Annotated in this window: 22 protein-coding genes; 15 read left to right on the top strand and 7 right to left on the bottom strand. The window is 65.8% G+C overall.

What is annotated here, in order from left to right; genetic code table 11:
• The first annotated feature begins 167 nt into the window (after window positions 1–167).
• The 5 genes from rpoD (at window position 168) to CS1BSM3_RS01835 (ending at window position 4,015) form a co-directional block, all read left to right on the top strand.
• Complete coding sequence (rpoD, locus tag CS1BSM3_RS01855) at window positions 168–2,168, top strand: RNA polymerase sigma factor RpoD (protein WP_072385285.1); 2,001 nt, start codon at window positions 168–170, stop codon at window positions 2,166–2,168.
• 201 nt (window positions 2,169–2,369) lie between these two features.
• Window positions 2,370–2,753, top strand: a complete 384-nt coding sequence (locus CS1BSM3_RS01850; RefSeq protein WP_072385284.1) for a hypothetical protein — start codon at window positions 2,370–2,372, stop codon at window positions 2,751–2,753.
• Window positions 2,754–2,777: 24 nt separating this feature from the next.
• Window positions 2,778–3,176, top strand: a complete 399-nt coding sequence (locus tag CS1BSM3_RS01845) for a hypothetical protein (protein ID WP_072385283.1) — start codon at window positions 2,778–2,780, stop codon at window positions 3,174–3,176.
• 57 nt (window positions 3,177–3,233) lie between these two features.
• On the top strand, window positions 3,234–3,539 hold the full coding sequence (locus CS1BSM3_RS01840; protein ID WP_072385697.1) for an HlyU family transcriptional regulator: 306 nt from the start codon (window positions 3,234–3,236) through the stop codon (window positions 3,537–3,539).
• 104 nt (window positions 3,540–3,643) lie between these two features.
• The gene (locus CS1BSM3_RS01835; protein ID WP_072385282.1) at window positions 3,644–4,015 is read left to right on the top strand and encodes a CopM family metallochaperone; all 372 of its coding nucleotides are present in this window, start codon (window positions 3,644–3,646) and stop codon (window positions 4,013–4,015) included.
• A 235-nt stretch (window positions 4,016–4,250) separates the two neighbouring features.
• On the opposite strand, the gene CS1BSM3_RS01830 is transcribed toward CS1BSM3_RS01835, so the two are convergent.
• On the bottom strand, window positions 4,251–4,949 hold the full coding sequence (locus tag CS1BSM3_RS01830; protein WP_072385281.1) for a TerC family protein: 699 nt from the start codon (window positions 4,947–4,949) through the stop codon (window positions 4,251–4,253).
• Window positions 4,950–5,277: 328 nt separating this feature from the next.
• Between CS1BSM3_RS01830 and CS1BSM3_RS01825 the strand changes: the two genes are divergently transcribed.
• The 3 genes from CS1BSM3_RS01825 to CS1BSM3_RS01815 all read left to right on the top strand — a co-directional run bounded on the left by CS1BSM3_RS01825 (window position 5,278) and on the right by CS1BSM3_RS01815 (window position 6,862).
• Window positions 5,278–5,700 carry a secondary thiamine-phosphate synthase enzyme YjbQ gene (locus CS1BSM3_RS01825; RefSeq protein WP_072385280.1) on the top strand — a complete coding sequence of 141 codons (423 nt, stop codon included), beginning with the start codon at window positions 5,278–5,280 and terminating at the stop codon, window positions 5,698–5,700.
• A 117-nt stretch (window positions 5,701–5,817) separates the two neighbouring features.
• The gene (locus CS1BSM3_RS01820; RefSeq protein WP_072385279.1) at window positions 5,818–6,216 is read left to right on the top strand and encodes an NADH:ubiquinone oxidoreductase subunit NDUFA12; all 399 of its coding nucleotides are present in this window, start codon (window positions 5,818–5,820) and stop codon (window positions 6,214–6,216) included.
• Window positions 6,217–6,394: 178 nt separating this feature from the next.
• Complete coding sequence (locus CS1BSM3_RS01815) at window positions 6,395–6,862, top strand: DUF2155 domain-containing protein (RefSeq protein WP_244540401.1); 468 nt, start codon at window positions 6,395–6,397, stop codon at window positions 6,860–6,862.
• 30 nt (window positions 6,863–6,892) lie between these two features.
• Here CS1BSM3_RS01815 and CS1BSM3_RS01810 read toward each other — a convergent pair whose 3' ends face one another.
• The 6 genes from CS1BSM3_RS01810 to CS1BSM3_RS01785 form a co-directional block, all read right to left on the bottom strand.
• A complete protein-coding gene (locus CS1BSM3_RS01810; RefSeq protein ID WP_072385278.1) occupies window positions 6,893–9,010 on the bottom strand; it encodes a 3-hydroxyacyl-CoA dehydrogenase NAD-binding domain-containing protein in 2,118 nt (705 codons plus the stop codon).
• A gap of 46 nt (window positions 9,011–9,056) precedes the next feature.
• Window positions 9,057–10,187 (bottom strand): acyl-CoA dehydrogenase family protein, encoded by a 1,131-nt coding sequence (locus CS1BSM3_RS01805; RefSeq protein ID WP_072385277.1) that lies wholly within the window; start codon window positions 10,185–10,187, stop codon window positions 9,057–9,059.
• 11 nt (window positions 10,188–10,198) lie between these two features.
• Window positions 10,199–11,410 carry an acyl-CoA dehydrogenase family protein gene (locus CS1BSM3_RS01800; protein WP_072385276.1) on the bottom strand — a complete coding sequence of 404 codons (1,212 nt, stop codon included), beginning with the start codon at window positions 11,408–11,410 and terminating at the stop codon, window positions 10,199–10,201.
• 76 nt (window positions 11,411–11,486) lie between these two features.
• Window positions 11,487–12,287 (bottom strand): SDR family NAD(P)-dependent oxidoreductase, encoded by an 801-nt coding sequence (locus CS1BSM3_RS01795; protein ID WP_072385275.1) that lies wholly within the window; start codon window positions 12,285–12,287, stop codon window positions 11,487–11,489.
• A 153-nt stretch (window positions 12,288–12,440) separates the two neighbouring features.
• Window positions 12,441–13,676: a beta-ketoacyl-[acyl-carrier-protein] synthase family protein gene (locus CS1BSM3_RS01790; protein WP_072385274.1), complete on the bottom strand. Its 1,236-nt coding sequence runs from the start codon at window positions 13,674–13,676 to the stop codon at window positions 12,441–12,443.
• Window positions 13,677–13,743: 67 nt separating this feature from the next.
• A complete protein-coding gene (locus CS1BSM3_RS01785) occupies window positions 13,744–14,010 on the bottom strand; it encodes an acyl carrier protein (RefSeq protein ID WP_072385273.1) in 267 nt (88 codons plus the stop codon).
• 381 nt (window positions 14,011–14,391) lie between these two features.
• Here CS1BSM3_RS01785 and CS1BSM3_RS01780 point away from each other — a divergent pair, with 381 nt between their 5' ends.
• From CS1BSM3_RS01780 to murF, 7 genes are all read left to right on the top strand, one after another.
• On the top strand, window positions 14,392–16,131 hold the full coding sequence (locus CS1BSM3_RS01780; protein WP_072385695.1) for a long-chain-fatty-acid--CoA ligase: 1,740 nt from the start codon (window positions 14,392–14,394) through the stop codon (window positions 16,129–16,131).
• 116 nt (window positions 16,132–16,247) lie between these two features.
• Window positions 16,248–16,859 (top strand): SH3 domain-containing protein, encoded by a 612-nt coding sequence (locus tag CS1BSM3_RS01775; protein WP_072385272.1) that lies wholly within the window; start codon window positions 16,248–16,250, stop codon window positions 16,857–16,859.
• A 316-nt stretch (window positions 16,860–17,175) separates the two neighbouring features.
• Complete coding sequence (locus CS1BSM3_RS01770; RefSeq protein WP_072385271.1) at window positions 17,176–18,372, top strand: acetyl-CoA C-acyltransferase; 1,197 nt, start codon at window positions 17,176–17,178, stop codon at window positions 18,370–18,372.
• Window positions 18,369–19,187, top strand: a complete 819-nt coding sequence (locus CS1BSM3_RS01765; RefSeq protein ID WP_083528152.1) for an SDR family NAD(P)-dependent oxidoreductase — start codon at window positions 18,369–18,371, stop codon at window positions 19,185–19,187. The genes CS1BSM3_RS01770 and CS1BSM3_RS01765 overlap by 4 nt, the downstream gene beginning before the upstream one ends.
• A 4-nt stretch (window positions 19,188–19,191) precedes the next feature.
• Window positions 19,192–19,971 carry a glutamine amidotransferase-related protein gene (locus tag CS1BSM3_RS01760; RefSeq protein WP_244540400.1) on the top strand — a complete coding sequence of 260 codons (780 nt, stop codon included), beginning with the start codon at window positions 19,192–19,194 and terminating at the stop codon, window positions 19,969–19,971.
• A 254-nt stretch (window positions 19,972–20,225) separates the two neighbouring features.
• Entirely contained in the window at window positions 20,226–21,671 is a 1,446-nt protein-coding gene (locus CS1BSM3_RS01755) for a UDP-N-acetylmuramoyl-L-alanyl-D-glutamate--2,6-diaminopimelate ligase (protein ID WP_072385270.1), read from the top strand.
• The gene (gene murF / locus CS1BSM3_RS01750) at window positions 21,664–23,082 is read left to right on the top strand and encodes a UDP-N-acetylmuramoyl-tripeptide--D-alanyl-D-alanine ligase (RefSeq protein WP_143149044.1); all 1,419 of its coding nucleotides are present in this window, start codon (window positions 21,664–21,666) and stop codon (window positions 23,080–23,082) included. The genes CS1BSM3_RS01755 and murF overlap by 8 nt, the downstream gene beginning before the upstream one ends.
• The last annotated feature ends 78 nt before the right edge of the window (window positions 23,083–23,160 follow it).

Here is a 23,160-nt window from a genome sequence, read left to right as displayed (position 1 = left end):
AAGGAAGTGCGCGGGGGGACAGCATTGGGCCGCTTTGTCATGCCGATGCGTTTCGTGGTCGCGAGTGCGGTTCGCTCGTTCCACGTCGTGCGCGGCGTCGTCGCAGGTCCGGACAACTGAGGTTCTTGCCCCAGCAGGCAACCATTTCATCGAGGTGAGATCACCATATGGCGACGAAATCCGAGGAGAAGGCCGCCCCCGCAGCCGAGACCGCCGAGAAGGACAGCCCGCTGCTCGATCTCTCGGATCAGTCGGTCAAGAAGCTGCTCAAGGTCGGCAAGCAGCGCGGCTACGTCACCTATGACGAGCTGAATTCCGTGCTGCCCTCCGAGGAGGTCTCCTCCGAGCAGATCGAGGACACGATGGCGATGCTCTCCGAGATGGGCATCAACGTCGTCGATTCCGAGGAGAGCGAGGAAGCTGCGGCCGATGACACGCCGGACGCCGCGGACGAGGAAGACGGCCGCGCGATGACCGTGCAGTCGCTGCCCGCGAAGACCGAGGGCCGCGCCGAGCCGGCCGATCGTACGGACGATCCCGTGCGCATGTATCTGCGCGAGATGGGCACCGTCGAGCTGCTGTCGCGCGAGGGCGAGATCGCGATCGCCAAGCGCATCGAGGCCGGTCGCGAAGCCATGATCGCGGGCCTCTGCGAGAGCCCGCTGACCTTTCAGGCCATCATCATCTGGCGGGACGAGCTCAACGAGGGCAAGGTCCTGCTGCGCGACATCATCGATCTCGAGGCCACCTACGAAGGTCCCGAGGCGAAAGCTGCGCCGCCGCCCATGCCGAACGGCAATGGCGGCGCCGACGCTGACGATGAGTCCGAGCGCGCCGAGGGGGGCGAAGGCGAGCCGCGCGGCGAAGGCGAGATGGACGAGGACGACGACTACGAGAACGCCGTCTCCCTCGCCGCCATGGAGCACGAGCTGAAGCCGAAGGTGCTCGAGACCTTCGATGCCATCGCGTCGAACTACAAGAAGCTTCGTAAGCAGCAGGACAAGAAGCTCGAGCAGCAGGTCGCGGGCGAAGCCGGCTCGCGCCAGCAGCAGAAGGCCTACGAGAAGCTGCGCGAGGAGATCGTCAAGGACGTCAAGAGCCTCTCGCTCAACAACGCCCGTATCGAAAGCCTCGTCGAGCAGCTCTATCGGATCAACAAGAACCTGATCAGCTTCGAGGGCCGCATCATGCGGCTCGCCGACAGCCACGGCGTCGTGCGCACCGCCTTCATCTCCGAGTATTACGGCAACGAGCTCGACCAGACCTGGCTCGACCGTATGGCGAACTCGAAGTCGAAGGCCTGGGATCGCCTGATCAAGGCCGAGCGCAAGCAGATCGAGAAGATCCGCGCCGAGATCCACCAGCTCGCCAGCGAGACGGGTCTCGAGATCGCGGAGTTCCGCCGCATCGTCAAGAGCGTGCAGAAGGGCGAGCGCGAGGCACGCCAGGCGAAGAAGGAGATGGTCGAGGCCAATCTCCGGTTGGTGATCTCGATCGCCAAGAAGTACACGAACCGCGGTCTGCAGTTCCTGGATCTCATCCAGGAAGGCAACATCGGTCTCATGAAGGCCGTCGACAAGTTCGAGTACCGGCGTGGCTACAAGTTCTCGACCTATGCGACGTGGTGGATCCGTCAGGCCATCACGCGCTCGATCGCGGACCAGGCGCGCACGATCCGCATTCCCGTGCACATGATCGAGACGATCAACAAGATCGTGCGCACGAGCCGGCAGATGCTCCACGAGATCGGCCGCGAGCCGACGCCGGAGGAGCTTGCCGAGAAGCTCGCCATGCCGATCGAGAAGGTCCGCAAGGTGCTGAAGATCGCCAAGGAGCCGATCAGCCTCGAGACGCCGATCGGCGACGAGGAGGATTCACACCTCGGCGACTTCATCGAGGACAAGAACGCGCTGCTGCCGATCGATGCGGCCATCCAGTCGAACCTGCGCGAGACGACGACGCGCGTGCTCGCCTCGCTCACGCCGCGCGAGGAGCGCGTGCTGCGTATGCGCTTCGGCATCGGCATGAACACCGACCACACGCTCGAAGAGGTCGGCCAGCAGTTCTCGGTCACGCGCGAACGCATTCGCCAGATCGAGGCCAAGGCCCTGCGCAAGCTCAAGCACCCGAGCCGCAGCCGGAAGCTCAGGAGCTTCCTCGACAACTGATCCCACAAAAGCCCCCAAGGAAACGCGGGGGCTTTTCCTTGGTGTGCCTGCCACGATCTGCGGCATGACGTTCTCGCGCGTTCGCGAAGGCAAGCATGAGCGGTGCGCCGCTTAACGCTGGAACCTCCTCGCCGATTGACTCGTTTCTGCCCGGGCGCCACAAGGGCTCCCGGGCATTTCCTCTTCTTGGCGGATCGAGCCGTGCGCCTGACCATCGTGGCCTTCGTCGCGCTTCTGGTCTCTTGCTTTTCGGGCACCGCATCCGCGCAGCCGGCGCCGAGCTTCCAGGCGCGCTGCAGCGAGATCAAAGACAGCCTTGCGGCACTGAAGGGCCAAGAGGAGCGCGAGCTCGTCACGATCGAGGTCGTGGGGACGCTTCAGATCGTGCGCGAGGAGAACGGTCTCGCGTTTCTCGGCCTCTGCGGCCCACCCGATCCGCGCGTGCTTTGCATCACCTACGAGGCGGGCGGCCGGCAGGCCGGCGATCGCGTTGTCGTCGTGGGCTCCGTCCATCCCGTGGGCGATGATTTCATCCAGCTCGACCCCTGCCTGCACTACACCCCGACCGCCGAGGACAAGGACTGACAGGCGCTCGCATTGGAGGTGCCCATGCCCGATGGTTACGAGACACTCGGCGAACCATTGGCGAGCCGGGCGCAATTTTTCCGTCGCCTCGGCGCCAATGTGGCGCTGGCGCTCGCGCTCACTACCGTCTCGCTCGCCGTCGGCATGGCCGGCTACCACTGGCTTGGCGGTCTCGGTTGGATCGATGCCTTTCTCAATGCGGCGATGATCCTTTCCGGCATGGGGCCGGTGGATGCGCTCCAGCACAATGGCGCAAAGATCTTTGCCGGGCTCTATGCCATCTATTCGGGCCTCCTCGTCGTCGCGACGACCGCCCTCATTCTTGCCCCGGCTTTCCATCGCCTCCTGCACCGCCTCCACGTGAAGCACGAGCAGGATCCCGACGACGACGATGATGCGCCGGTATCGGAAGTACGCCGGTAGCGCCTCGCCGCGCGGAGCGTTAGGCTTGGCGCGGGATCACCTCACGAGGAAATGCTCATGTCATTCTGGAAGAAGCTTTTCGGCGGCGGAGGCGGTGTCGACGGTGGCGGCGGTGTTGACGGCGGCGGCGGCGCGCCTGCGCGCTCGGTCGAGCACAAGGGATTTACCATCGAGGCACGGCCCTACCAGGAGGCCGGCCAGTACCAGGTTGCGGGCACGATCAGCAAGGAGATCGGCGAGGCGAAGAAGGAGCACCGCTTCATCCGCGCCGACCGCTTTCCGACGCTCGATGAGGCAGCCGACTTCGCGCTCATGAAGGGCCGCCAGATCATCGACCAGCAGGGCGACCGGATCTTCGACTGAGCCGGTCCTCGTGCGGGACAATTGACCGCCATGGGGTTGCCGAGGCGCTCTCGCGGTTGTTCGCGGCGGGGCTCTCCTCCGCTTTTCGATGACAGGATGAACCAATGAAGTACCCAATAGCACTTGCAGCCGCGGTGCTGCTTGGTCTCTCGGCTGCGGCTCAGGCCCAGCACACGGGCCACGGGAGCCATGCCGCGCCCAAGACTGCAGCCGCCAAGGAGACGCCGGCGACGAAGGCCTATCGTGCGGCGAACGACAAGATGCACGCCGGCATGAACCTGAAATTCTCGGGCAATGCCGATGTCGACTTCCTGCGCGGCATGATCCCACACCATCAGGGGGCCATCGACATGGCCAAGGTCGTGCTCCAGCACGGCAAGGATGCGCGCGTGCGCAAGCTCGCCGAGGAGATCATCCGCGCGCAGGAGCAGGAGATCGCGGAGATGCGCAAGTGGCTTGCTGAAATGCAGAAGTAGGGGCCCGCGGAGACAGTCGATTGCCCGACAGGTCGGGCCCCACAAAACAGAAACGGCGCGGACCTGAGCCCGCGCCGTTGTTCTTTTCAGCATTGCCTGAGCTGACGCGTCCGCGGCTAGTGTCCCTATCCGTAAGTTCGCCGCACCTCGATGCTAGCGTCCCAAGCGAACTTCGGGATCGAGAAATTCGCTCGATGCCGTGCCGCGAGAGCTGGCGAGTTTCTCGATCATCACACTAGGTGCCGGCCATGATTGTTTTGAGTGTCGTGATCATGCCCTGCTTGCAGACGTCCGGCGAGACGTACATGCAGGCGAGATCGTGAACGCCCGTCCACGACATCTGGGCCGCGACATAGACGATGATGGCGAGGCCGATCCAGCTGATCCAGGGGTAGGTCGCGAGCAGCTTGGCGATGTAGTTGGCCGCGACGGCCATCAGCACGATCGCGATGGCGAGGCCGACGACCAGGATGATGGTGTTGCCCTTCGCGGCGCCGGCCACAGCGAGCACATTGTCCAGCGACATCGAGACGTCGGCGATGGTGATCTGGACGACGGCCGCCCAGAAGCTCATCTCCTTGATCTTCTCGCTGCCGTTCTTTGGCTCCTCGACAGCCGCAGCGCCGAGCGAATGCGGCTCCGGCTCGTGCCCGCCGCGCAGCTCCTTGTACATGTTCCAGCACACGTAGAAGAGCAGCAGCCCGCCGAGCAGCATGATGCCCTTGACGGCCAAGAGCTGCATGGTGATGCCGGCGAAGAGGATGCGCAGGATGACGGCGGCCGCGATGCCCCAGAAAATGACCTTGCCGCGGATGATTGGATTAACGCGAGACGCCGCGAGGCCCACGACAACGGCGTTATCACCGGCCAGCACGACGTCGATCATGATGATCTGGAGCAGCGGCCAGAGGTGAGGCTGCAACGTTTCCCACATATTGCGATGAATCCTTCCCCTATGCGGCTTCGATGACCGCTGCGCGCCCTTGTTCCCCGCGGGCGTGTGAACGTTTCAGCAACGGCGGTTCTGGCGACGCGCCTGGCGGCGCTGCCATAATGCTGTGTGTTCATGCCGCGATGAGCGGCCGAACATGAACCGTGTTCCCCTCGCGCGAGCAGGAAGCGCGTGCGTGCCCTGAGCTACGCGCCGATAGCGCCCACATGGAGGTAGCGCACTATCCTGTGAACGCGCCAGGATTGCAACACAATGTCGTGACGCAACGGCCCATGTTCAATGCCGGAGAAGCAGAGGAGTGCGTGACAACATGCCCCAGATAACCTTCATCCGCGCGACGAACGGTCCTGGCCTCTACGAGCTCACGGACGAGATCGCCGACTTTGTCACCGCGTCCGGCGCCGATATGGGCCTGCTGACCGTTTTTGTCCGTCACACCTCCTGCTCGCTGCTGATCCAGGAGAACGCCGACCCGGACGTGCGTCGGGATCTGGACACCTTCTTCCGCCGCCTGGTGCCGCCGGCCGACGACCCGTCCATGCGCTGGATCGTCCACACGACCGAAGGGCCGGACGACATGCCGGCCCACATCAAGGCGGCCCTGACCCAGACCTCGCTCGGCATTCCGATCTCCGCCGGCCGCATGGTGCTCGGCACTTGGCAGGGCATCTATCTGTTCGAGCATCGCCAGCGCCCTCATCGCCGGGAAATCGTGCTTCACCTGAGCCCTTGAGACCGACGAGAGGTGGCTGGGACAAGGCTTTGTCTCGGCTGGACTTGCGTAGCGGTGGGTGCGATAAGCGCGACCGGGCTTGACCGGCGCGGCCGCGGCCGGCGCACGAGGTGGCACATGGGCATTTTCAGCGAGATCTTTAGCTGGTGGGGCGGCAATACGTGGTCCAACCGCATCTATACGGCGCTCCGCGGCCGTCTCGTCGGAACGGATGACGAGGGCAACCGCTACTACACCCAGACTAAGGGCGTCGGGCCGCTCGGCGTGCCGCGCCGCTGGGTCATTTTCAAGAACGGCGCCGAGGCCTCGCAGATCCCGCCCGAGTGGCACGGCTGGATGCACTACACCGTCGATACGCCGCCCACCGAAGAGAAGTACACGCCGCGCCCGTGGCAGAAGCCGCATGTGCCCAATATGACGGGGACGCCCGCAGCCTACCGCCCTGCCGGCTCGATCCTCGCATCGGGCACGCGGCCGCGAGCCACGGGCGACTACAAGCCCTGGCGGCCGCAGTAAGCCGGCCCGGCAGCCCGGGAGCATGGGATCGGCCACGGCGTGGCCTATATTTTGTGTGATGGCGTTCTAAGCCGCTCATCGGTCGCAGCGGCAGGCGGCGTGCAGTTGCCGCCGAGGGAACGGGGATCGGATGCACGCGAAGGCACCACATCGATCGGCAAGAGGGCGCGGCGCCGGCATGTTGCTGGCGATCATGTCTGCGCTCGGCGTGCTGACGGCTACAACGAGTGCCAACGCCCAGCGGATCGAGAACCAGACGGCCGTGTTCGCGGCCCTCGACAAGGTGACGGCGCGCATCAGCCCCCTCAATGCGGGGCTCAATACGTCCGAGACATTCGGGGCCCTCAAGGTGGTAGCGCGTGCCTGCTATTCGCGCGGGCCGACCGAGCCGCCGAAGACCTCAGCTTTCGTCGAGATCGACGAGGTCATGCTGGACGGCTCGACGCGGCGCATTTTCACGGGCTGGATGTTCGCCGAGAGCCCGGGCCTCAATGCGCTCGAGCATCCCGTCTTCGATCTCTGGCTGACCGAGTGCGCCAATCCGGCGCGCACGGCGGCAGCGCCGCGCCCCGGCGCGCCGGCCGCTGCTGGCCAGGCCCCGCAGGGCGAGGCCGACACGCAGTTCCGCCGCCGCGTCAGGCGGTAGATTGCGCGGCCCCTGAAGGCCGCGCCTGCCTCATCCTCCGAACGCCTTCGACCTGATCTCGCTGAGCTTGCCGTCGCGCTCGGCCGTCTCGCGCAGCAGTGCCGACGGCTTCCAGTGGCGGCCATACTGCTGATGCCAGGCGGCGATCTGATTGTAGATCTCGCGCGCGCCGATGGTGTCGCCCCAGAACATGAGGCCGCCGCGCCAGCGCGGGAAGCCGAAGCCGTGGAGCCACATCACGTCGAGGTCGCTCGCGCGGATGGCCTTGCCCTCTTCGAGGATCTTGCAGAACTCGTTGATCGAGCCGAACAGCAGGCGATGCAGGATCTCCTCGTCGGTGAACGCCCGCGGCTTGTTGCCTAGCTTCTCGGATTCCTCGCGGATGATCTCCTTGACCACCTCGGAGGGACGCGGCGTGCGGTCGCCCGGCTCGTAGTCGTACCAGCCGGCCGAGGTCTTGAGACCCTTGCGGCCCATTTCCACGAGCCGGTCGGGGATGGTGAGCATCCGATAGTTGGGATCGGCGGCCTTGCGGCGCTTGCGCGTGTCGTAGCTGATGTCGAGGCCCGACATGTCCGCGACCGCGAAGGGGCCGACCGGATAGCCGAAGTCGACCATGACCTTGTCGACCTGCTCGGGCAGCGTGCCTTCCTCGATCATCAGGTTCTGCTCGAGCGCGAAGGGAATGCGGCTGCGGTTGGCGGCAAAGCCGTCGCAGTTGCCGGCATAGGCACTGATCTTGTTGATGTCGCGTCCGAGCTTCATGGCAGCGGCGAGCGTCGTCGGCGCGGTCTTGCTCGCGTTCACGACCTCGAAGAGCTTCATGACGTTCGCGGGCACGAAGTAGTGCGTGCCGGCGACCATCTCGGGCCGCTTGGTCACGGCCGCGATCTGATCGATGTCGAGCGCCGAGGTGTTCGTGAAGAGCAGCGCCTCGGGCTTCATGACGGCGTCGAGCTTCTGGAAGACTTCCTTCTTCACCGGCATCTGCTCGAAGACGGCCTCGATGACGGCATCGCTGTCGCCGATCTCCTCGTAGGTCTCGACGGGCGTGATGAGCGCGAGGCGCTCGTCCATCTGCTCCTGCGTGAGGCTGCCGCGTTTGACGCTCACCGCGTAGTTGTCGCGAATGCGCTGCAGACCGCGCTCCAGCACTTCCTTGGAGGCATCGAGCAGCTTCACGGGAACGCCGGCATCGGCAAAGCTCATGGCAATGCCGCCGCCCATGGTGCCGGCACCGACCACGGCCATGGTCTTGACCTCGGGGAGCTTCAGATCCTTCGGCAGGCCGGGAATGCGCGCAATCTCGCGCTCGGCGAAGAAGGCATAGCGCAGCGCCTTGGCTTCATCGGAGCTGACGAGCTCGAGGAACAGGCGGCGCTCCTCGGCAATGCCCTCGGCGAACGGGAGCTTGGTCGCGGCTTCGACGGCGGCAATGCAATGATAGGGCGCCTTCTGGCCGCGAGCCTTGCGTGCGATGGATTTGCGCATGGCATCGAACATGCCGGGATCGGCCTTGGCCTCGGCGAGCTTGTCCTCGCGCGCGCTGACACGCGGCAGCGGTCGCGCATCGGCAATGCGCTTTGCATAGGCGATCGCGGCCCCGCGCAGGTCCGCGCCATCGACGATGTCGTCGATGATGCCGAGCTCCTTGGCTTCAGGTGCCGGCACGTGCCGCCCCGTGACGATCATGTCGAGTGCGGCCTTGGGACCAATGAGGCGCGGCAGGCGCTGCGTGCCGCCACCACCCGGCAGGATGCCGATCAACACTTCGGGCAGGCCGACCTTCGCGTCGGCAACGGCAATGCGATAGTGGCAGCTGAGCGCGTGCTCGAGCCCGCCGCCGAGGGCATAGCCGTGAATGGCAGCGACCACGGGCTTATTCACTTCGTCGAGCAGCTCGTAGCTGCGCCGCTTCGGCGGCGGGCGCGACTTGTCGAAGCCGCGGATGTCGGCGCCCGCAATGAAGCTGCGCCCCGCGCCGATCATCACGAACGCCTTCACGTTCGGATCGGCCTCGCCCTTCTCCAGCGACTCGACAATGCCTTCGGTAACGCCAGGGCCGAGGGCATTGACGGGCGGATTGTCGATGGTGATGACGGCGATGCCGTTCTCGACGTCGTAGCGGACGACGGGCTTGTCGTTCATGGCGTTTGCTCCTGTAGTCGTCGTGTTTCTTGGTTCGCTTCCGGGCTCAGGCCACTTCGGCGGCGAGCTGCTTCAAGTACCATTCGGCATCGCCGAGCAGGGACTCGCACATCGCGAGGCGCTTGTAGTAGTGCCCGACCACCAGCTCGTCGGTCATGCCCATGCCGCCATGGAGCTGGATGGCCTGACCGCCGACGAAGCGCGCGCACTGCGCGGTCTTGATCTTGGCTTTCCAGATGGCCTGGCGCGCCTGCGGGTCGCCGTCGTCGATCGCCTGGAGCGCGGCGTGCACGAGTGCGCGCGCCTCCTCGGTGGTGACGCTCATGTCGACGAGGCGGTGCTGGAGCACTTGGAACTTGGAGAGAAGCTCGCCGAACTGCTTGCGCGTCTTGAGATAGTCGACAGTGATCTGCGTCACCGCGGCCATGGCGCCGACAGCCTCGGCACAGAGCGCGATCGCGCCGCGATCGAGGATCTCGCTGATCGTTGCGGTCTGATCCTTGTCGCTGTCGCCGAGCTTGGCGCCTGCCGCCACGCGTACACCTGTGAGCGTCACCGCAGCACCGCGGCGACCGTCGAGGGCGGGGGCCGGGCTCAGCTTGATGCCGGCACTCGTGCGCGGCACGAGAAAGAGCGCGACCGGTCCCTTATCCGAGCCGAGGCGCGCGCTGACGACAAGTGTGTCCACCGCGTGGGCGGCGATCGTGTGGCTCTTGGCGCCGTCGATGACGTAGTCATTGCCCTCGCGACGCGCGATCGTGCGTACGTAGTCGCGCGCATAGCCGCTGTCGGGCTCGGCATGACAGAAGGCGAGCATGAGCTTGCCTTCAGCGATCTCGCCGAGCAGCTTCTGCTGATCCGCAGTGCCGGCCTTCTCGATAGCCGACGCGCCGAGCACGATCGTGCCGAGCAGCGGTTCGAGCAGCAGGAAGCGTCCGGCACCGGCCATGACAATGCCGAGCTCAGTCGCGCCGCCGCCTGCACCGCCCGCACTCTCGGGCAGCGAAACGCCGAGCCAGCCCATTTCCGCGTAGGTCGCCCAGTCTTCGCGGCTGAAGCCGTCACCGTCCTCGGCGCGCGCGACCTTCTTGAAGTGCTCGAAGGTGTACTTGTCGGCGAGCAGGTCGCGGAGGCTGTCGTTCAGGAGCTGGCGCTCCTCACTCGAGAAAGAAGGCATTATTCGAAACCTCAGAGACCGAGAGCGCCTTTGGCGATGATGTTCTTCTGCACTTCGCTCGAGCCGCCGTAGATGGTCGCCGCACGGCGATAGAGGTGCTCGTAGACGAGGCCGGTCGTGTCCTCGGGGCCGATCAGCTCGCCATTCCAGCCGCCGTGCAGGGCGTCTGTCTGATAGATCTGCCCATAGCGGCCGAGCACGTCCATGACCGACTGATGCAACGCCTGCTGCAGCTCGGTACCGCGCAGCTTGAGTGCAGCAGCGCCCATGAGCGTCGGCGCCCCACCTTCCTCGGAGGTCGCCGCGAGCTGGTCCGCCATGAGCGCCTTGACGGTCGCGAGGTTCACCTCGTGCTCGGCAACCTTGCGGCGCCAGAGTGGATCCTCGGCGAGCGGCTGGCCGCCTTCGCGCGTCTCAGCCAGCAGGCGGCGCAGGGCATCGAGCGCGTGCTCCAGGCGCGAGATCTCGACATTGCCGACGCGCTCGTTGGCGAGCAGGAACTTGGCGTACGTCCAGCCCTTGCCTTCCTGGCCGATGAGGTTCTCGACGGGCACGCGGACGTCGTCGAAGAACACCTCGTTGAGGTGATGGCTCATGGTGATCGCGATGATCGGGCGCACGGTGATGCCGGGCGTCTTCATGTCGATGAGCAGGAAGGAAATGCCCTCCTGCTTCTTGCCGCTGTCGTCCGTCCTGACGAGGCAGAACATCCAGTCCGCCCAGTGCGCGAGCGAGGTCCAGATCTTCTGGCCATTGACCACGTAGTGATCGCCATCGCGCACGGCCTTGGTCTTCAGTGCGGCGAGATCGGAGCCGGCGCCGGGCTCGGAGTAGCCCTGGCACCACCATGTGTCGTTCTTGATGATGCCGGGGAGGTAGGTACGCTTCTGCTCCTCCGTGCCGAACGTGTAGATGACCGGCCCGGCCATGTTCACGCCGAAGGGAACGACCGCCGGTGCGCCGGCGCGCCCGAGCTCCTCGTTGAAGGCGAGCGTCTGCGCCGGGCTCCAGCCGAGGCCGCCATGCTCCTTCGGCCACTTGCCGGTGATCCAGCCCTTGGTGCCGAGCCGCTTCAGCCAGGCATCGTACTCGTGGCGCTCGAGATGCTGGCCGAGCGCCTGCTTGCGACGGACCTCGGGCGGCAGCTCGCGCTCGCAGAAGTCGCGCACCTCCGCGCGGAAGGCATCGAGCGACGTATCGCGTTCGACGGACCTGATGAACATGCGCGCGCTCCTTCGGCCGCTGCGGATCAATTGGGGCGACCGTAGAAAGGCCGCCGCCCATTGGCAATGCCGCTCATCAGTTGGCGGTCATGCCGCCATCGATGACGAGCTCGCTGCCCGTGACCCATGCCGCCTCGTCCGACGCGAGATAGAGGCAGCCGGCGGCGATGTCTGCGGGCGTGCCGAAGCGGCCGAGCGGTGTCGCGGCGATGCGGGCTTCGGCAACTTCCGGGTTCGAATGGCCCGGCTTGGTCATGGGCGTATCGACGAAGCCCGGATGGATCGAGTTCACGCGGATCTTGTCCGGTGCGTACTGGATGGCGGCAGCCTTCGAGAAGATGCGCACCGCGCCCTTGGAGGCGTGATAGGCGCCATTGGAGTGCGAGCCGACGATGCCGCAGATGGACGAGATGTTGATGATCGAGCCGCCGCCCGCGCGCTGCATGGCCGGGATCACCGCCTTCACGCCGAGGAACGTGCCGGTCGCGTTGATCTCCATGACCTTGTTCCAGACCTCGAGCGTCTGCTCCAGGATGCGTCCGCCACCGACGAGGCCCTGCTGCATGTTCTGGCGCGGATCGCGCCCGGAGATGCCGGCGATATTGCAGAGGATGTCGACGCGGCCGTAGCGCTTCTCGGCGTCGGCGACGATCTCGGCCCAGCGGGCTTCGCTCGCCACATCCTGCTCGACGAAGGAAGCGGTGCCGCCCTTAGCTGTGATCTCCTCCGCGATGCTCCGGCCGAGCGCGGCATTGGCGTCCGTCAGCAGCACCTTGGCGCCATGGAGCGCGAACATGCGCGCCGTCTCGGCACCGATGCCCGATGCGCCGCCCGTCACGATCGCGACCTTGCCGGCGAGCCTTGGTCCCGGTTGCATTGGATGTCTCCTCCTATGTTCGCGTGGGGTTTGCCCTTCAGCGCAGGGTGGCGCCAAACAGAGCTGTCGTCCACCGCCACAAACGAATACGGGCCACCCGGAGGGCGGCCCGCATCGTCAGTCAGGAGGGAAGAGAATTGGCGAGCTCGCGGCTCAGGCCGGCGGCTTGCCGAAAATGAGCACGGCATTGAGGCCGCCGAAGGCAAAGGAGTTCGACATGACGTTTTCGACCTTCGCCGCGCGCCCGACATTCGGGATGTAGTCGAGGTCACACTTCGGATCGGGCTCGTCGAGGCCGATCGTCGGCGGCAGCCAGCCGTCCTGCAGCGCCTTGATGCAGGCAATGGCCTCGACCGCACCGCCGGCACCGAGCAGGTGGCCGGTCATGGACTTGGTCGACGAGATCGGCAGCTTCTGAGCGTGCTCGCCGAAGACCATCTTGATGGCATTGGTCTCGTTGACGTCGTTGAGGGCCGTCGCCGTGCCGTGGGCATTGAGGTAGCCGATGTCCTCGGGCTTCAGGCCCGCATCGGCCAGCGCGAACGCCATGGCGCTCCTCGGACCCTCGACATCGGGATTGACCATGTCCTTGCTGTCGGAGGACATGCCGACGCCCTTGAGCTCGGCGAGGATGGTCGCGCCGCGCGCCTGGGCGTGCTCGAGACTCTCCAGAACCAGCGCGCCGGCACCTTCGCCGAGGACCGTACCATTGCGCTTCTTCGAGAAGGGGAAGCAGCCCTCCGGCGAGAGGACGCGCATGGCCTGCCACGTGCGCAGCGAACCATGTGTCAGGACGGCTTCCGAGGCGCCCGTAACGGCGACATCGACGAGGCCGTTGCGGATATAGTCGGCGCCGATGGCGATCGCGTGCGTTGCCGTCGAGCAGGCCGAGCAGGTCGCGAATGTCGGGCCTTTGATGCCTTGCTCGATGCCAATATGCGCCGAGGCCGACGATCCGATGATGCGGAGCAGCGTGAGGGGGTTGGTCGCCTTCTTGTTCTTCAAGAAGAGATCGTCATACGCCGTCTCGATGGTGTTGAAGCCACCAGCGCCCGAGCCGAAGATGCAGGCTGCGCGATAGGGGTCCGCAATCGGGGTCGGCAGGCCGGACTGCTTCCACGCCTCTTCGGCCGAGCGCGCGGCGAACCATGAATAGCGGTCGCCGTACTGGACCTTCCTGCTCGAGACGTGCTTTGCAGGATCGAAGCCTTTGATCTCGGCCGCGATGTGGATGTAGAGATCCTTGATCTCGAAGGTCTCGATCGGACCGACGCCGCAGCGACCTTCCCGCATCGACGACCACGTTTCGCGAGCATCGAGACCGATCGGCGTAACGGCGCCAACGCCGGTAACGACGACGCGGCGACGCTCGCCCTTAGACTGTGTCATGGGACGCACTTCTTCTACTATGGCAACCGGAACGCTTCCGGCACGCGTGGAATAGTCCGCGCTGGCGTCACGCCTTGGCCGGCGCGCCCGAATTCTCCAGCAGAGCCTTGACGCGATCCACTACCGAGCCGACGGTCTTGAAGTCTTCAACTTCCTCGTTGGCATTGTAGGGGATCTGGATTCCGAAAGAATCCTCGATGTCGAATACGATCATTGCAAGATCGAGAGACTCGATCTTCAGATCAGTAAGCGCAGTCGAGAGCCCGATGTCGTCACGTGGCTCCTTCATGTGCTTCTTGAGGATATCGATGATCTTGGTGGCAACGTCGTCCATTTGTCTCTCCCACCCCCAAGTACTCTGCGGGTACAGGTGCTGATGTGTTGGTTTAGCTAAGGCAAAGCCCGTCTGACCGCAAGTTGGGCCTCACATAACCGTTAACACTATTCAAGTCCATACGGTCACGGACTGTTGTTTCGGGGCTCCGGTAGTTCAGGCCTCCGCATACGTGTGCAGTACAACCATCAAAGCTGGCGCTCGGGGACAAAAGTGTTCAAAGTCGTTTACCGTGATAGTTCAGCGACTCGCGGCGAGCGCAATGATGCGCGTCAAAGCAGATCAACGGTGCATCGGCTCGTCGCTGCCGCACGTCGTGGCGTCTGAGCGCGCCCCAGCCTACCGTCCTAAATGGACGCGATTCAGGGAGGCATCAAGACCATGTCCGCAGGCACACCAGCAACGACGGGTGGCGCAGCACCGGCACAGCTGAGCTATCCCTGGCTTGCGCACTACCCCGCCGGCGTGAACTGGCACCAGCAGATAGCCCCGGCGCCGCTCTATCAGCTTCTCGAACGAGCTGCCGAACGGCATCCTTCGCGTATCTGCACCAACTTTCTTGGCCGGACAATCACCTACGGCGACATGTCGCGCCTCGTGGACCGGGCGGCCGCCGGGCTCGCAGCGCTCGGCGTGACCAAGGGGACCAAGGTCGGTCTGTTTCTCCCCAACTCGCCGACATTCGTCGTCTTCTACTTCGCGACGCTCAGGGCAGGCGGCACGGTCGTCAACTACAACCCGCTCTATACCGTCGAGGAGCTGACCTTCCAGGTGAAGGACAGCGAGACCGACATCATGGTGACGCTCGACCTCAAGGTGCTTTTCAACAAGGTCGAGGCGCTCATGGCGGCGGGCACGCTCAAGCGGGCCATCGTCGCGCCCTTCCCGGCCCTGCTGCCGACCGCAAAGTCGATCCTCTTCCGTCTCTTCAAGAGCAAGGAGCTGGCGAACGTCAGGTCTTCCAAGGTCGCCCCCTCGATCATTTTCGAGGAGAGCGTCCTCGCCAATGACGGCCGCTTCCAGGGGCCGGCCATCAACCCGACCGAGGACGTCGCGGTCCTGCAGTATACGGGCGGCACCACCGGCACGCCCAAGGGCGCCATGCTGACCCATGCCGCCGTCTATACGAACGTGATCCAGACGGCAGCCTGGGCGCCCGAGGTCGAGGAGGGGACCGAGCGCGTCATGGGCGTGCTCCCCTTCTTCCATGTCTTCGCGATGACGGTGGTCTTGAACTTCGCGGTCGCCAAGGCGGCCGAGATCATCATCATGCCGCGCTTCGTGCTCGATGATGCGCTGAAGCTCATCGACAAGACCAAGCCGACGGTCATGCCCGGCGTGCCGACGCTGTTCAATGCGATGATGCACCACCCGAAGCTCAAGAGCTTCGATCTCTCCTCGCTCAAGTTCTGCCTCTCGGGCGGCGCGGCGCTTCCGCTCGAGATCAAGCAGCGTTTCGAGCAGCTCACGGGCTGCAATCTCGTGGAGGGCTATGGCTTGAGCGAGGCTTCACCCGTGGTCACGGCGAACCCGCTCGGTGGGCCGGTCAAGGAAGGATCGATCGGCCAGCCCATTCCGCAGACGATCGTGTCGCTCCGCGCCCTCGATGACCCGACCAAAGAAGTACCGCTCGGCGAGAAGGGCGAGATCTGCGTGAAGGGCCCGCAGGTCATGAAGGGCTACTGGAAGAAGCCGCGCGAGACCGAGGAGCAGTTCGTCGGCGACTTCCTGAGGACCGGCGACGTGGCGATCATGGATAAGGAGGGCTTCCTCTTTATTGTCGACCGCATCAAGGACCTCATCATCTGCTCGGGCTACAACGTCTATCCGCGCCGGATCGAGGAAGCGCTTTACGAGCATCCGGCCGTCGAGGAGACCACGGTCATCGGCATTCCCGACGAGTATCGCGGCGAGGCGCCCAAGGCCTTCGTCAAGCTCAAGGCCGGGGCGAGCGTGACGATCCCCGAGCTCATGAAGCATCTCGAGCCCAAGCTCTCGCGCATCGAGCTGCCGGCGGAGATCGAGATCCGCGACGCGCTGCCGAAGACCATGATCGGCAAGCTCTCCAAGAAGGAGCTGGTCGCGGAGGAGGCAGCGAAGCGCGCCAAGACTAAGGCGTAGGGCGCTCGCTTCCGGCTTCCCACATGGCTCGAAGTGGACCGCGCCCCTTGTGGGAGGCGCAGGGCTTCGCTTAAGGTTAATCGGAGAGATCAGCTTAGGGTGGGAAGAGCGGATTGATGCGGATTGGGCGCACGTGGACGCTGCCATTGGCTGTGATGGCGGCTCTTGTCGTCACGGGATGGAGTTCCAGTCCGGCCGCGGCGCGCACGCTGTGCGTCGGCAAAGAGACCATCCTACTCCGCGGCGGTCCCTCATCGCGTCATAACCCGGTCGGCAGCCTGCCCGCTGGCGCCTGCGGCATCCAGGTCGTCGGCAAGTGCGTCTCGGGCTGGTGCGACGTGGCACTCGGCACGCGGCGCGGCTGGGTCGACTCGCGCCTCGTCAACGTGCAGGAAGGTGGTGCGGCGGCCGCACCGGCGCCACAGCGCACCGAGCCCCCGCCGCCACGCCAGGCAGCACCTGCACCTCCCCCGCGCCCGGCACCGCCCTCCACCACCGGCGCGACCGCGGATCGGGAGAGCCACTGCGTGATGGGCGTCAGGCAGGGCGACACGCTGCGCATCCGCACGGGGCCGAGCGCCGAGCATCGCGAGGTCGGCGGCATCCCACCGAATGCTTGCGGCGTGACCGTCGGCAGTCCTTGTTCGGGCTCCTGGTGCCCCGTGACCTATCGCGGCATCCGCGGCTGGTCGAACGCGACCTATCTCCGCCCGCCCTGGATGCGGTGAGGAACTTACTTCCTCCCCCTACTTCCCCTCTCCCCGCGCGCGGGGAGAGGGCCACGCCTCAGGCGTGCTTTCAGCACGACGTGAGGGGCGGCGGCATACGCAAACGTCAGTGCAAGCGGCCGCCCCTCATCCCGACCTTCTCCCCGCTTGCGGGGAGAAGGAGGAGCGCGCGACCGCGCGCCGGCGCGTGCGCCGCCCCCGCGGAGCCGATGAGCGAAGCGAATTCAGGCGTGAGCGAAATAACCCGCCGTTGAACCCCTTGACGCGGGGTGTATGCTGCAAGCCAACTCCCGAACCCATTCACAAGGAGGCCGCAATGGCCAATCCAACGAACGATCCCGTGGTCATCGTCGCGGGCGCGCGCACGCCCATGGGCAGCTTCCAGGGCAGCCTCCAAGCCATGACCGCGCCCGAGCTTGGCGCCGCTGCGATCAAGTCGGCGCTCGGACGCACCGGCATCGCCGCCGAAGAGGTCGCCGAGGTCCTCATGGGCTGCGTGCTGCCGGCGGGTCAGGGCCAGGCACCGGCACGTCAGGCCGCGCGCTATGGCGGTCTTCCCGACAGCGTGCCCTGTACGACCGTGAACAAGATGTGCGGCTCGGGCATGAAGACCGTCATGATGGCCTACGAGGCCCTGCACACGCGGCCCAAGGACGTGATCATCGCCGGCGGTCTCGAGAGCATGACCAACACGCCGTACCTGCTGCCGAAGATGCGCTCCGGCGCACGGCTCGGTCATACGCAGGCCTATGATCACATGTTCCTCGACGGCCTCGAGGATGCCTACGACAAGGGCCGCCTCATGGGCACCTATGCCGAGGACACGGCGCAGCATTACCAGTTCACGCGCGAGCAGCAGGATGCCTACGCCATCGAAAGCCTGCGCCGCGCCAAGGTCGCCAACGAGGACGGCTCCTTTGCCAACGAGATCGTCCCGGTGATGGTCAAGTCGCGCAAGGGAACGACCGAGGTGGCGCGCGACGAGCAGCCTTTCACGGCCGATCCCGCCAAGATCCCGACCCTCAAGCCCGCCTTCCGCGATGGCGGCACGGTGACGCCTGCCAACTCGAGCTCGATCTCGGATGGCGGGGCAGCCCTTGTCCTCATGCGCGAGAGCGAGGCCAAGCGCCGGAAGCTTCAGCCGCTCGCCCGCATCGTCGCCCAGGCGAGCCACGCCCAGGCCCCTGCCTGGTTCACGACGGCCCCGATCGGCGCCATGAAGAAGGTGCTCGAAGCAGCCGGCTGGAAGGCGAGCGATGTCGGCCTCTACGAGATCAACGAGGCCTTTGCCGTGGTCACCATGGCGGCCATGCGCGATCTCGACCTGCCGCACGACAAGGTCAACATCCACGGCGGCGCCTGCGCGCTCGGCCATCCGGTCGGTGCTTCCGGCGCGCGCATCATCGTGACGCTCATCAATGCCATGGCAAAGCGCGGCGAGACCAAGGGCGTCGCATCCCTCTGCATCGGCGGCGGCGAGGCGACCGCAGTCGCGATCGAGCGCATCAATTGAGTGCCGACGCTCCCGGCGGCGCTTCGGTGACGCGGCCCATGGTCGTGATCACGGGCGCCTCCGAGGGCATCGGACGGGCCTTCGCGCGCCGCTATGCCGCCGAGGGCCGCGATCTCCTGCTGATCGCGCGCCGGTCGGAGCTGCTGGCACGTCTCGCCGCAGAGCTGCGCGCGGCCCACGCGATCCGCGTCGAGACCCTGGCGCAGGATCTGACGGCGCCAGACGCGCCGGACGCCATCGATACGGTGCTCGCCATCGTCGGCGCGCATTGCGACCTGCTGATCAACAATGCCGGCATCGGCCTCTCGGGCGCCTTCCACGATCTCCCATTGAAGGACATCGAGCGGCTGGTCGCGACCAATGTTGGGGCGCCGACGCGGCTCATGCATCACGTGCTGCCGGGCATGCGTGCGCGAGGACGCGGCGGCATCATCAATCTCGCCTCGCTCGGCGGTTTCGCGCCCGGGCCCTACCAGGCCGCCTACTATGCGAGCCGCGCCTATATGCTCTCGCTCTCGGAGGCCGTCGCTGCCGAGGTGTCCGGGGATGGGGTGCGCATCACGGCCGTCGCCCCCGGTCCCGTACGCACTGGATTTCACGACAAGATGGGGGCCGACAGCGATCTCTACCGCTGGCTCATCCCCTCGCTTTCGCCCGAGACGGTCGCCCTTTGGGCAGTGACGGCCCACAATTTGGGCGTGCGCGTCGTCGTGCCCGGTTTGCTGAACAATATTCTCGCACTATGTTTGCGACTCATGCCGCACCGTATTTCCGTGCTGGTCCAGGGTTCACTCTTCTATCCCCGGAACCGATAAGGCGATGATGCTCGACGCCATACCGACCCGCGAAGCGCCGCTCGACGGCCACGGCATCGATCTCGCGCTTCCGCTCACGCACGAGAAGAAGCCGGTCGTCCTCGTCCTGCACATGCCGGGGGCCAATCCCGGCCATGTCGGCCGCTGGTTCCGCGAGAACGGCTATCCGCTCGACATCCGCCGGCCTTATGCGGGGGATCCGCTGCCCGAGACGCTGGCGCATCACGCGGGCGCGGTGATCTTTGGCGGGGCGCAGAGCGCCAACGACAATCTCGATTTCATCAAGCGGGAGGTCGACTGGATCGGCGTCGCGCTCGAGGAGAAGAAGCCCTATCTGGGGATCTGCCTTGGGGCGCAGATGCTCGCCCTCCATCTCGGCGCGCGCGTCGACCACTGCAATCATGGGCGTGTCGAGATCGGCTATCACCGCGTGCAGCAGCTCGACCAGGGCCGCGTTCTCGGCCAGCTCCCGGAGCACGTCTACCAGTGGCACCGCGAGGGCTTCGATCTGCCGAGCGGGGCTGAGCTGCTGGCGACCGGAAGTGGCGCTTTCGCGAACCAAGCCTATGTCTATGGACCGGCGGCGCTCGGCGTTCAGTTCCATCCCGAGATCATGCATACGCAGATCAATGCCTGGTCGGGCTCCAATCCCGTGCGCCTGCTCATGCGCGGCGCGCACTCGCGCCAGGAGCAACTGGCCGCGCATCTCCAGCACGCGCCGCGCGTGCACTCGTGGCTCGATCAGATGCTGCGCCGCTGGGTCGCGGGCCGTCTCGCGACTTGAGCCGCGCCGCGATTAACCAAGATCGCCGTGTTCGCACATTTGTAACAACTTGCGTGGCATGATGCCTTCAGCGTCGGGCTTCCGGTTTTGCGTACCCGCGCCATCATTTCAGCGGAGCACGGCCAGGCCGTTGCTCCGCTTTACTTTTTGGTCGCCCGCAATTTGATCCACGCCTTCTGCCGGCCCAGCGTTTGACGCACTCCGCGCCTAGACCTAAACCCGAGAAGGGGCGCACAGCGCAGCGAGGCGGGGTCATGCTGCTTTCGAAACTAGTGCCTGAAGAGGTCGCGGCACCCGCGGCCATTCCTCCCATCGACATCAAGGGCCTGACTGCCGACAGCCGCGCGGTCGCGCCCGGCTTTCTCTTTGCAGCGCTCGCCGGCAGCCGCACGGACGGCGCGCGCTTCGTCGCCGATGCGCTCGCCAAAGGCGCTGCCGCGATTCTCGCTGCGGAGGGCGCGGCCATCGAGGCCCCCCAGCATGTGCCGGTGTTGCGCGCGCGAGAGCCGCGCCGCGCGCTGTCGCTGATGGCGGCGCGCTTTCATGCGCGCCAGCCGGCGCACATGCTCGCGATCACCGGGACCAGCGGCAAGACGTCCGTTGCCGATTTCACGCGCCAGATCCTGACGCTCCTCGGCCGGCAGGCGGCCTCCGTCGGCACGATCGGGCTCGTGCGGCCGGACGGTGCCGTCTACGGCTCGCTGACGACGCCCGATCCCGTGAGCCTCCACGCGACGCTCGATGCGCTCGCCGGCGACGGCATCACGCATGTTGCTTTCGAGGCCTCATCGCACGGCCTCGATCAGCATCGTCTCGACGGTGTGCGCATCTCGGCCGCCGCTTACACGAACCTCGGGCGAGATCACCTCGACTATCACCCGACGCTCGATGCCTACCTTGCGGCCAAGCTGCGCCTCTTCACGGAGCTGCTGCCCGCTGATGGCACGGCTGTCGTGAATGCGGATGGTGCGGAGGCCGTGCGCGTGATCGATACGGTTCGTCGGCGCGGCGTCAATCTCATCACCACCGGTTTTGGCGGCGACACGCTCCAGCTCTCGGAGATCACGCGCGATGGCTTCGCGCAGCGCGTCGCGCTTCATGCCAATGGCCGCACGCACACGCTGAGATTTCCGCTGCTCGGCAGCTACCAGGTCGAGAACGCGCTTGTTGGAGCGGGGCTCGCCATGGCGAGCGGCGAGCAGATGGGCGCCGTGCTCGGCACGCTCGAAAAGCTCGTGGGCGTTGCCGGGCGCCTCGAGATCGTTGCGGGGCACAAGGGCGGCCTTGCCGTCGTCGACTACGCGCATAAGCCCGAGGCGCTCGCGGCGGCACTCGATGCGCTGCGTCCGTTCGCGACTGGCAAGCTCGTCTGCATTGTCGGCTGTGGCGGCGATCGTGATCGCGGCAAGCGGCCGATCATGGGGCGCATCGCGGTCGATCGCGCCGATGTCGTGATCATCACGGACGACAATCCCCGCAGCGAGGACCCGGCCATTATTCGCGCCGAGATGCTGCGCGGGGCCGTCGGCGCGCGTGAGATCGGGGACCGCGCCGAGGCTATTGCTACCGGCATGACCATGCTCGGGGCGGGCGATGTGCTGCTCGTCGCTGGCAAGGGGCATGAGACGGGCCAGATTGCCGGCGGCGTTACGCATCCTTTCAGCGATCACGATGAAATCAGGAAGCACCTTCATGGCTGACGACGCGCCGCTCTGGACTTGGGACGCGCTCGTCGCGGCGGCGGAAGGTCGGGCCGAAGGTGCGCCGGCAGGCGCGATCACGGGCTTTTCCATCGACACGCGCTCGCTCGCGCCCGGTGAGGTCTTCGTCGCGCTCACGGATCAGCGTGATGGGCACGAGTTCGTCGGTGCCGCCTTCGAGCGCGGTGCCGCCGCGGCGCTCGTACGAACGGACTTCGTTGCGCCCGCTGGTGTCGGAATGCTGATCCGCGTCGATGATCCGCTGAGCGCGCTCGGGCGTATTGCGGTTGCGGCGCGCGCGCGTTTGCGGTCGCAAGCCCGCGTCATCGCCGTGACGGGCAGCGCCGGCAAGACCGGGACCAAAGAGATGCTGCGCGCCTGTCTGGCGACGGCGGGCAAGGTCCACGCGCCGGAGAAGTCATTCAACAATCACTGGGGTGTGCCGCTGACGCTCGCGCGGATGCCGGCCGATGTCGATTTCGCGGTGGTCGAAATCGGGATGAATCACGCGGGCGAGATCAGCCCGCTGACGCGCATGGCGCGACCGCATATCGCCGTCGTTACGAACGTGCTGCCCGTGCATGTGGGTAATTTCGCCGATGGCGAGGCGGGTGTCGCGCGCGCCAAGGCCGAGATTTTCGAAGGCTTGGAGCCGGGTGGGATCGCCGTGCTACCGAGGGACAGCAAGCACTACGCGTTGCTGAGCGCTGCAGCGACGGCGCGTGGGGCGCGCGTCGTCACGTTCGGCACGACGACCGATGCCTATGCCGGCGCACGCGAGATCAAGCTCGGCGATACGGGCAGCGAGATCATCGCCGAGATCGGGAGCGATGTGGTCCGCTACAAGCTCGGCACCGTGGGTGTGCACATTGCGGTCAACTCGCTGGCCGTCATCGCGACGCTCGATGCGCTGCACTTGCCGCTCGACAAAGCGACCGCGCCGCTCGCCGGCATCACGCCTCCGGTCGGGCGCGGCGCACGCACAGTACTCAAAGCTGGCGATGGCGCGATCCTGCTGATCGATGAAGGCTACAACGCCAATCCGGCTTCCATGCGTGCGGCCATTGCCGTGCTGGGCGCCGTCTCGCGGGAAAACTACCCGCGCCGCGTTGCCGTGATGGGCGACATGCTCGAGCTCGGCGAAGGGGCGGAGGCCTATCACCTCGGTCTTGCGGATGCGCTTGCGGCGGCCGAGGTCGATGCCGTCTTCGCGTGCGGCCCGAATATGCGGAAGCTCTACGAGGCACTGCCGCAAAAGCAGCGTGGTGCGTGCGCGCCAGACTCTGCGGCTCTCATCGAGCACGTTGTCGGCGCGCTTCAGCCCGGCGATGTCGTGATGGTGAAGGGCTCGCTCGGCAGCCGCATGGCGCCGATCGTCGCCGCGATCAAGGCGCGCTTCGGCGCCGGCTGATCTTCCAACGCAATGCGGGGCGAGGGTGTCAGGGCTTGCGCGGCCTTTGCGTATGCCGCCGCCCCTCACCCTAACCCT

The organism is Hyphomicrobium sp. CS1BSMeth3 (assembly GCF_900117415.1).
Taxonomy (GTDB): Bacteria; Pseudomonadota; Alphaproteobacteria; order Rhizobiales; family Hyphomicrobiaceae.
The sequence above is the reverse complement of the archived record's forward strand: the minus strand, read 5'-3'. Positions and strand labels throughout refer to the sequence as shown.

What these genes read in the sequence shown, in the direction of transcription:
- rpoD (WP_072385285.1), top strand. Translation starts at nt 168, where the DNA reads ATGGCGACGAAATCCGAGGAGAAGGCCGCCCCCGCAGCCGAGACCGCC.
- CS1BSM3_RS01845 (WP_072385283.1), top strand. Translation starts at nt 2,778, where the DNA reads ATGCCCGATGGTTACGAGACACTCGGCGAACCATTGGCGAGCCGGGCG.
- CS1BSM3_RS01840 (WP_072385697.1), top strand. Translation starts at nt 3,234, where the DNA reads ATGTCATTCTGGAAGAAGCTTTTCGGCGGCGGAGGCGGTGTCGACGGT.
- CS1BSM3_RS01835 (WP_072385282.1), top strand. Translation starts at nt 3,644, where the DNA reads ATGAAGTACCCAATAGCACTTGCAGCCGCGGTGCTGCTTGGTCTCTCG.
- CS1BSM3_RS01830 (WP_072385281.1), bottom strand. Translation starts at nt 4,949, where the DNA reads ATGTGGGAAACGTTGCAGCCTCACCTCTGGCCGCTGCTCCAGATCATC.
- CS1BSM3_RS01825 (WP_072385280.1), top strand. Translation starts at nt 5,278, where the DNA reads ATGCCCCAGATAACCTTCATCCGCGCGACGAACGGTCCTGGCCTCTAC.
- CS1BSM3_RS01820 (WP_072385279.1), top strand. Translation starts at nt 5,818, where the DNA reads ATGGGCATTTTCAGCGAGATCTTTAGCTGGTGGGGCGGCAATACGTGG.
- CS1BSM3_RS01815 (WP_244540401.1), top strand. Translation starts at nt 6,395, where the DNA reads ATGTTGCTGGCGATCATGTCTGCGCTCGGCGTGCTGACGGCTACAACG.
- CS1BSM3_RS01810 (WP_072385278.1), bottom strand. Translation starts at nt 9,010, where the DNA reads ATGAACGACAAGCCCGTCGTCCGCTACGACGTCGAGAACGGCATCGCC.
- CS1BSM3_RS01805 (WP_072385277.1), bottom strand. Translation starts at nt 10,187, where the DNA reads ATGCCTTCTTTCTCGAGTGAGGAGCGCCAGCTCCTGAACGACAGCCTC.
- CS1BSM3_RS01800 (WP_072385276.1), bottom strand. Translation starts at nt 11,410, where the DNA reads ATGTTCATCAGGTCCGTCGAACGCGATACGTCGCTCGATGCCTTCCGC.
- CS1BSM3_RS01795 (WP_072385275.1), bottom strand. Translation starts at nt 12,287, where the DNA reads ATGCAACCGGGACCAAGGCTCGCCGGCAAGGTCGCGATCGTGACGGGC.
- CS1BSM3_RS01790 (WP_072385274.1), bottom strand. Translation starts at nt 13,676, where the DNA reads ATGACACAGTCTAAGGGCGAGCGTCGCCGCGTCGTCGTTACCGGCGTT.
- CS1BSM3_RS01785 (WP_072385273.1), bottom strand. Translation starts at nt 14,010, where the DNA reads ATGGACGACGTTGCCACCAAGATCATCGATATCCTCAAGAAGCACATG.
- CS1BSM3_RS01780 (WP_072385695.1), top strand. Translation starts at nt 14,392, where the DNA reads ATGTCCGCAGGCACACCAGCAACGACGGGTGGCGCAGCACCGGCACAG.
- CS1BSM3_RS01775 (WP_072385272.1), top strand. Translation starts at nt 16,248, where the DNA reads ATGCGGATTGGGCGCACGTGGACGCTGCCATTGGCTGTGATGGCGGCT.
- CS1BSM3_RS01770 (WP_072385271.1), top strand. Translation starts at nt 17,176, where the DNA reads ATGGCCAATCCAACGAACGATCCCGTGGTCATCGTCGCGGGCGCGCGC.
- CS1BSM3_RS01760 (WP_244540400.1), top strand. Translation starts at nt 19,192, where the DNA reads ATGATGCTCGACGCCATACCGACCCGCGAAGCGCCGCTCGACGGCCAC.
- CS1BSM3_RS01755 (WP_072385270.1), top strand. Translation starts at nt 20,226, where the DNA reads ATGCTGCTTTCGAAACTAGTGCCTGAAGAGGTCGCGGCACCCGCGGCC.
- murF (WP_143149044.1), top strand. Translation starts at nt 21,664, where the DNA reads ATGGCTGACGACGCGCCGCTCTGGACTTGGGACGCGCTCGTCGCGGCG.